Annotated in this window: 5 protein-coding genes; 2 read left to right on the top strand and 3 right to left on the bottom strand. The window is 75.3% G+C overall.

What is annotated here, in order from left to right:
* The first annotated feature begins 244 nt into the window (after window positions 1–244).
* Together ACFXAM_RS37685 and ACFXAM_RS37690 are read left to right on the top strand one after the other, a co-directional pair.
* Window positions 245–910, top strand: a complete 666-nt coding sequence (locus tag ACFXAM_RS37685) for a GDSL-type esterase/lipase family protein (protein ID WP_380298339.1) — start codon at window positions 245–247, stop codon at window positions 908–910.
* A gap of 86 nt (window positions 911–996) precedes the next feature.
* A complete protein-coding gene (locus tag ACFXAM_RS37690) occupies window positions 997–1,953 on the top strand; it encodes an aldo/keto reductase (RefSeq protein ID WP_380298341.1) in 957 nt (318 codons plus the stop codon).
* Window positions 1,954–2,040: 87 nt separating this feature from the next.
* Here the strand turns inward: ACFXAM_RS37690 and ACFXAM_RS37695 are convergent, their stop codons facing one another.
* The 3 genes from ACFXAM_RS37695 to ACFXAM_RS37705 form a co-directional block, all read right to left on the bottom strand.
* Complete coding sequence (locus ACFXAM_RS37695; RefSeq protein WP_380298343.1) at window positions 2,041–2,682, bottom strand: GNAT family N-acetyltransferase; 642 nt, start codon at window positions 2,680–2,682, stop codon at window positions 2,041–2,043.
* A gap of 74 nt (window positions 2,683–2,756) precedes the next feature.
* Window positions 2,757–3,446 carry a nitroreductase family protein gene (locus ACFXAM_RS37700; RefSeq protein ID WP_380298345.1) on the bottom strand — a complete coding sequence of 230 codons (690 nt, stop codon included), beginning with the start codon at window positions 3,444–3,446 and terminating at the stop codon, window positions 2,757–2,759.
* Between the two features lie 91 nt (window positions 3,447–3,537).
* Window positions 3,538–5,175 carry an ABC-F family ATP-binding cassette domain-containing protein gene (locus ACFXAM_RS37705; RefSeq protein WP_380298346.1) on the bottom strand — a complete coding sequence of 546 codons (1,638 nt, stop codon included), beginning with the start codon at window positions 5,173–5,175 and terminating at the stop codon, window positions 3,538–3,540.
* Window positions 5,176–5,242 lie beyond the last annotated feature (67 nt).

Here is a 5,242-nt window from a genome sequence, read left to right on the forward strand (position 1 = left end):
CGGGGCGGGGCTGGGGTGTCGGGCGGCGGGGGGGGCTGGGGGGTGGCTGTGGGGGTCGGGTGCCGGCGGCCCGCCGCGCGGGGGGGGGAGGAGGCGGGGGGCGGGCGGCGGCGGAGGGGTGGTCCGGTGGGGGAGTGCGCGGTACTGAGCATCAACCTGGACTAGACCACCTGCGCACGTCAAGCGCCTCAGGTGCACCAAAGGCAGGTCGTAGCAAGGCTTACGCGGACCTTAAGGTTCCGCCATGAGTGATGACACGGCGGACCGGAACCTGCGGATCGTCTTCCTGGGCGACTCGTTCACCCAGGGGGTCGGGGACCCCGAGTACCGCGGCTGGGTGGGCCGGGTGATGGCGGACTGCTGGACCGCACTCGCGGCGGGGCCGGAGGGGGTCACGGTGTTCAACCTGGGCGTGCGGCGGAACACTTCGGCCGACGTGCTGGCCCGGTGCTGGGGCGAGACGGCGGTGCGGGCGCTGCCGGGGGCGGACCACCGGCTGGTGCTGTCGGTGGGCAGCAACGACGCGGTGGAGGAGGACGGCCGGGTGCGGGTGGCGCCGGACGCGAGCCTGGCCCATGTGTCCGCGCTGCTGGACGGGGCGCGCGAGCGCGGCCTCGCGCCCCTGGTGGTGGGCCCGCCGCCGGTGGCCGGTGCGGGCGCGCCGCACCTGGAGCGGCTGCTGGCGCTGGCCGACGGGATCGCCGGGGTCTGCGCCGGGCGCGGGGTGCCGTTCATCGGCGTGACCCGGGAACTGGCGGCGGACCGGGAGTGGACGGCGCAGGCCCTCGCCGGGGACGGCGCGCACCCGGGCGCGGGCGGGTACCGGCGGCTCGCGGACCTGGTGCTGCGGGGCGGGTTCCGGGAATGGCTGACGGAGCGTCGTCCGGCGGAGGAGGCGGCCTTGACCTAGAGCGCACTCCAAGGGGGAGGCTGGTTCCCGTTGATCCGACCGCGGTCGGCGCCCCGAGGGGGCCGACACCAGTGAGGAGTACCGTCATGCGCAACGCCACGCTCGGCAGCGAGGGTCCCGAGGTCGGGGTCATCGGCCTCGGCTGCATGGGGATGACCTGGGCCTACGACGTCCACAACCGTGACGACGACACCTCGGTCCGGGTGATCCGGCAGGCGCTGGACCTCGGCGTCACGCTGATCGACACCTCCGACATCTACGGGCCGTACAGCAACGAGGAGGTGGTCGGCGCGGCGCTGGCCGGCCCGCACCGGGAGCGCGCGGTGCTCGCCACCAAGGTGGGGCTCGTGCCGGGCAACGCCGAGGAGCGGGTGCTGCGCAACGGGCGGCCCGAGCACATCCGGCGCTCGATCGACGACAGCCTGCGCCGCCTCGGCACCGACCACGTCGACCTGTACCAGCTGCACCGGATCGACCCGGAGGTGCCGGTCGAGGAGTCCTGGGGCGCGCTCGCCGAGGCGGTGGCGGCCGGCAAGGCGCGGCGGATCGGGCTCTCCGAGGTGAACGTCGAGGAGATCAGGCGCGCGCAGGCCGTCCACCCGGTGGCCTCGGTGCAGAACGAACTGTCGCTCTGGACCAGGGACTCGCTCGCCGAGGTGCTGCCGTACACCGAGGAGCAGGGGATCGCGTTCCTGCCGTTCTCCCCGCTCGGCCGTGGCTTCCTGACCGGCGGCATCGCGTCCTTCGACGAGCTGCCGGCGGACGACTTCCGCCGCGGGCTGCCGCGCTTCCAGCAGGAGGCGCTGAAGGCCAACCTGGCGCTGGTGGAGCGGGTGCGGGCGGTCGCGGCGCGGGTCGGCGCGACGCCCGCGCAGGTGGCGCTGGCCTGGGTGGTGGCGCAGGGGCGGTACGTGCTGCCGATCCCGGGGACCAAGACGCCGAAGTACCTGGAGGAGAACGCGGCGGCGGCCGAGCTGGTGCTCTCGCCGGCGGACCTCGCCGAGCTGGACGCGCTGCCGGCGGCGGCCGGCGAGCGGTACTGACGGAGCGGCGGTACTGACGGACGGGCGGTACTGCCGGACGGGCGAGCGGTGCTGACGGGTGCTCACGCCCGGGTGCCGGCCGGGCGCTCAGGCGCGGACCGGGTTCCGTTCCCGGATCCAGACCTGCTTGCGCCCGGTCTCGCCCGGCGCCCGCACCGGCGCCGCGACCACCCGGTCGAGCCGGAAGCCGGTCCGGCGGGCCACCGCGCCGCTGGCGGTGTTGGCCGGGTCGCAGTGGATCTCGACCCGGTGGATCCCGGGCAGCGCGAGCGCCGCTTCGGCGACCGTGCGGGCGGCGGCGGTGGCGATGCCGCGGCGGCCGTGCTCGGCGCTCACCCAGTAGCCTATCTCCAGCGCACCCGGGCCGATCCGGCCGTGGAGGCCGAACGAGCCGATCACCCGGCCCGGTTCGGCGTCCAGGCCGGCCAGGTAGATGAAGTCGGTGCCGGCGTCCCAGGCGGCGACGCCGGCCGCGGTGAGCTCGGCGGTCCGGGCCGCAGTGGGCGCCTCGGCGGCCCACTCCAGCCAGGGGCGCAGATGGTCCAGGTTGGCCCGGACGGCGGTGTTGAGCGCGCGCGCCTGGGCCGGGGAGCGCCGCCGCAGGGTGATCCCCCCGGCGGACCGCAGCAGTTCGGGCGGCCGGCCGGGGGTGGGTACGCCGGCGGTGGGCACGCCGGGGGTGCCGGACGCGGGCGCGCCCCCGCGCGGCGGCGGCATGACGTGATTCATGACAGCGATTATGGCCGCGTCCTGTACCTGTCACCACCGCCCGCCGCCGCGCGCCGGAGCCGTCCGGGGGCGCGTCAGAGCCGGACCAGCACCTCGTCGAGCTCCTTGCGCCGCAGGTCCGGCACGCGCGCCCCCTCGGCGGGGTAGCCCACCGGGATGACGTAGGCGGCCCGCTCCTCCTGCGGCCGTTCGCACACCTCGTTGAGGAACTTCATCGGGCTCGGCGTGTGGGTGAGCGTGGCCAGGCCCGCCTGGTGCAGCGTGGCGAGCAGCAGGCCGACCGCGATGCCCACCGACTCCTTGGTGTAGTACGGGCGCGGCGAGGCGGGGCCCTTGTGCACCTCGAAGACGACGATCACGGCCGGCGCGTCCTCCAGGAACGGCTTGCGCCAGTCGGTGCCGATCGGCGCCAGCGCGGCCAGCCACTCCTCGGAGGCCCGGTGGGCGTAGAACTCGCGCTCCTCGGCCTCGGCGGCCTCCCGCAGCCGGCGCTTGCGCTCCGGGTCGGTGATCACCACGAACCGCCAGGGCTGCACGTGGGCGCCGCTCGGTGCGGTGTTGGCGGTGCGGATCGCCCACTCGACCACGCCGTCCGGGATCGGGCGGGTCGAGTAGTCGCGGACGGTCCGGCGCTGTGCCATCACGTCGTGGAAGGACCTGCTGCGGGCCTCGGCCTCGTGGGCGGGCACGGTCATGGGGGTGAGCGGAACGGTCGGGTGGGACGCGTCCGCCACCGCGCTGTCGAGCGCTGTGCTGTCAACCATGGGCGACAGCACAGCACATGACGGCGGGCCGGGGAAGAGGTCTGGACCTCCGTCCCCGGCCCGCGGCCCTGTTCCCGGCTGCGGCCCCCGGCTACAGCTCGCGGACCGCGCCGCCGCCGACCTCGATCCGCCGGTTCACCGCGACGGTGTCCAGCATCCGCCGGTCGTGGGTGACCAGCAGCAGCGTGCCGGTGTACGACTCCAGCGCCGACTCCAGCTGCTCGATCGCGGGCAGGTCCAGGTGGTTGGTGGGCTCGTCCAGCACCAGCAGGTTCACCCCGCGCGCCTGGAGCAGCGCCAGCGCCGCCCTGGTCCGCTCGCCGGGGGAGAGGGTGCCCGCCGGGCGCAGCACGTGCACCGCCTTCAGGCCGAACTTCGCCAGCAGGGTGCGCACCTCGTCCGGCGCCTGCTCCGGGACGGCGGCGGCGAACGCCTCCAGCAGCGGTTCGCCGCCGAGGAACAGCCCGCGTGCCTGGTCCACCTCGCCCACCACCACGCCGGAGCCCAGCGAGGCGTCGCCGGAGTCGAGGTCGAGCCGGCCCAGCAGGGCGGCCAGCAAGGTGGACTTGCCCGCGCCGTTGGCGCCGGTGATGGCCACCCGGTCCGCCCAGTCGATCTGCAGGTCCACCGGGCCGAGGGTGAAGTCCCCGCGCCGGGCGACGGCCCCGCGCAGGGTGGCGACCACCGAGCCGGAACGCGGCGCGGTGGCGATCTCCATCCGCAGCTCCCACTCCTTGCGCGGCTCCTCGACCACCTCCAGCCGCTCGATCATCCGCTGCGTCTGGCGGGCCTTGGCGGCCTGCTTCTCGGTGGACTCGGCACGCATCGCCTTGCCGATCTTGTCGTTGTCACTGGACTTGCGCCGGGCGTTGCGCACGCCCTGCTCCATCCAGCCGCGCTGCATCCGGGCCCGGGCCTCCAGGCCCGCCTTGGTGTCGGCGTACTCCTCGTACTCCTCGCGGGCGTGCCGCCGGGCGGTGGCGCGCTCCTCCAGGTACGCCTCGTAGCCGCCGCCGTAGAGGTTCACCCGGCGCTGGTGCAGGTCCAGCTCCAGCACCTTGGTGACGGTGCGGGCCAGGAACTCGCGGTCGTGGCTGATCACCACGGTGCCCGCGCGCAGGCCCTTGACGAAGGCCTCCAGCCGCTCCAGGCCGTCCAGGTCGAGGTCGTTGGTGGGCTCGTCGAGCAGGAAGACGTCGTAGCGCGAGAGCAGCAGCGAGGCGAGGCCGGCCCGGGCCGCCTGGCCGCCGGACAGGGCGGTCATCGGCAGGTCGAGGGAGACCTTGAGGCCCAGCGAGTCGGCGACCTCCTCGGCCCGCTCCTCCAGGTCGGCGCCGCCGAGCTCCAGCCAGCGGTCCAGGCCCGCCGCGTAGGCGTCGTCGGCGCCGGGGGTGCCGTCCACCAGGCCCTGGGTGGCCTCGTCCAGTGCGGCCTGCGCGGCGGCCACCCCGGTGCGGCGGGCCAGGAAGTCGCGGACCGACTCCTCCGGGCGGCGCTCCGGCTCCTGCGGGAGGTGGCCGACGTTGGCGGTGGCCGGGCTGAGCCGGACCGAGCCGCCCTCCGGGGTGTCCAGGCCGGCCAGCAGCCGCAGCAGGGTGGACTTCCCGGCTCCGTTGACGCCGACCAGTCCGATCACGTCGCCGGGGGCGACGACCAGGTCCAGGCCGGAGAAGAGGGTGCGCTCGCCGTGGCCGGCGGCGAGGTCCTTGACGACGAGTGTGGCGCTCATGATGCCCCGATTCTAGGCGGGCGGGCCCGGACGCCGCCGGGGGCGGTGGCACCGGCCGGTGCCCGGC

Origin of the sequence: Kitasatospora sp. NPDC059462, from assembly GCF_042749955.1 — a bacterium.
Lineage (GTDB): Bacteria > Actinomycetota > Actinomycetes > Streptomycetales > Streptomycetaceae > Kitasatospora.

Excerpts from the sequence above, each read along its gene's own strand:
- ACFXAM_RS37705 (WP_380298346.1), bottom strand. The coding sequence starts at position 5,175 with ATGAGCGCCACACTCGTCGTCAAGGACCTCGCCGCCGGCCACGGCGAG.
- ACFXAM_RS37695 (WP_380298343.1), bottom strand. The coding sequence starts at position 2,682 with ATGAATCACGTCATGCCGCCGCCGCGCGGGGGCGCGCCCGCGTCCGGC.
- ACFXAM_RS37685 (WP_380298339.1), top strand. The coding sequence starts at position 245 with ATGAGTGATGACACGGCGGACCGGAACCTGCGGATCGTCTTCCTGGGC.
- ACFXAM_RS37690 (WP_380298341.1), top strand. The coding sequence starts at position 997 with ATGCGCAACGCCACGCTCGGCAGCGAGGGTCCCGAGGTCGGGGTCATC.
- ACFXAM_RS37700 (WP_380298345.1), bottom strand. The coding sequence starts at position 3,446 with ATGGTTGACAGCACAGCGCTCGACAGCGCGGTGGCGGACGCGTCCCAC.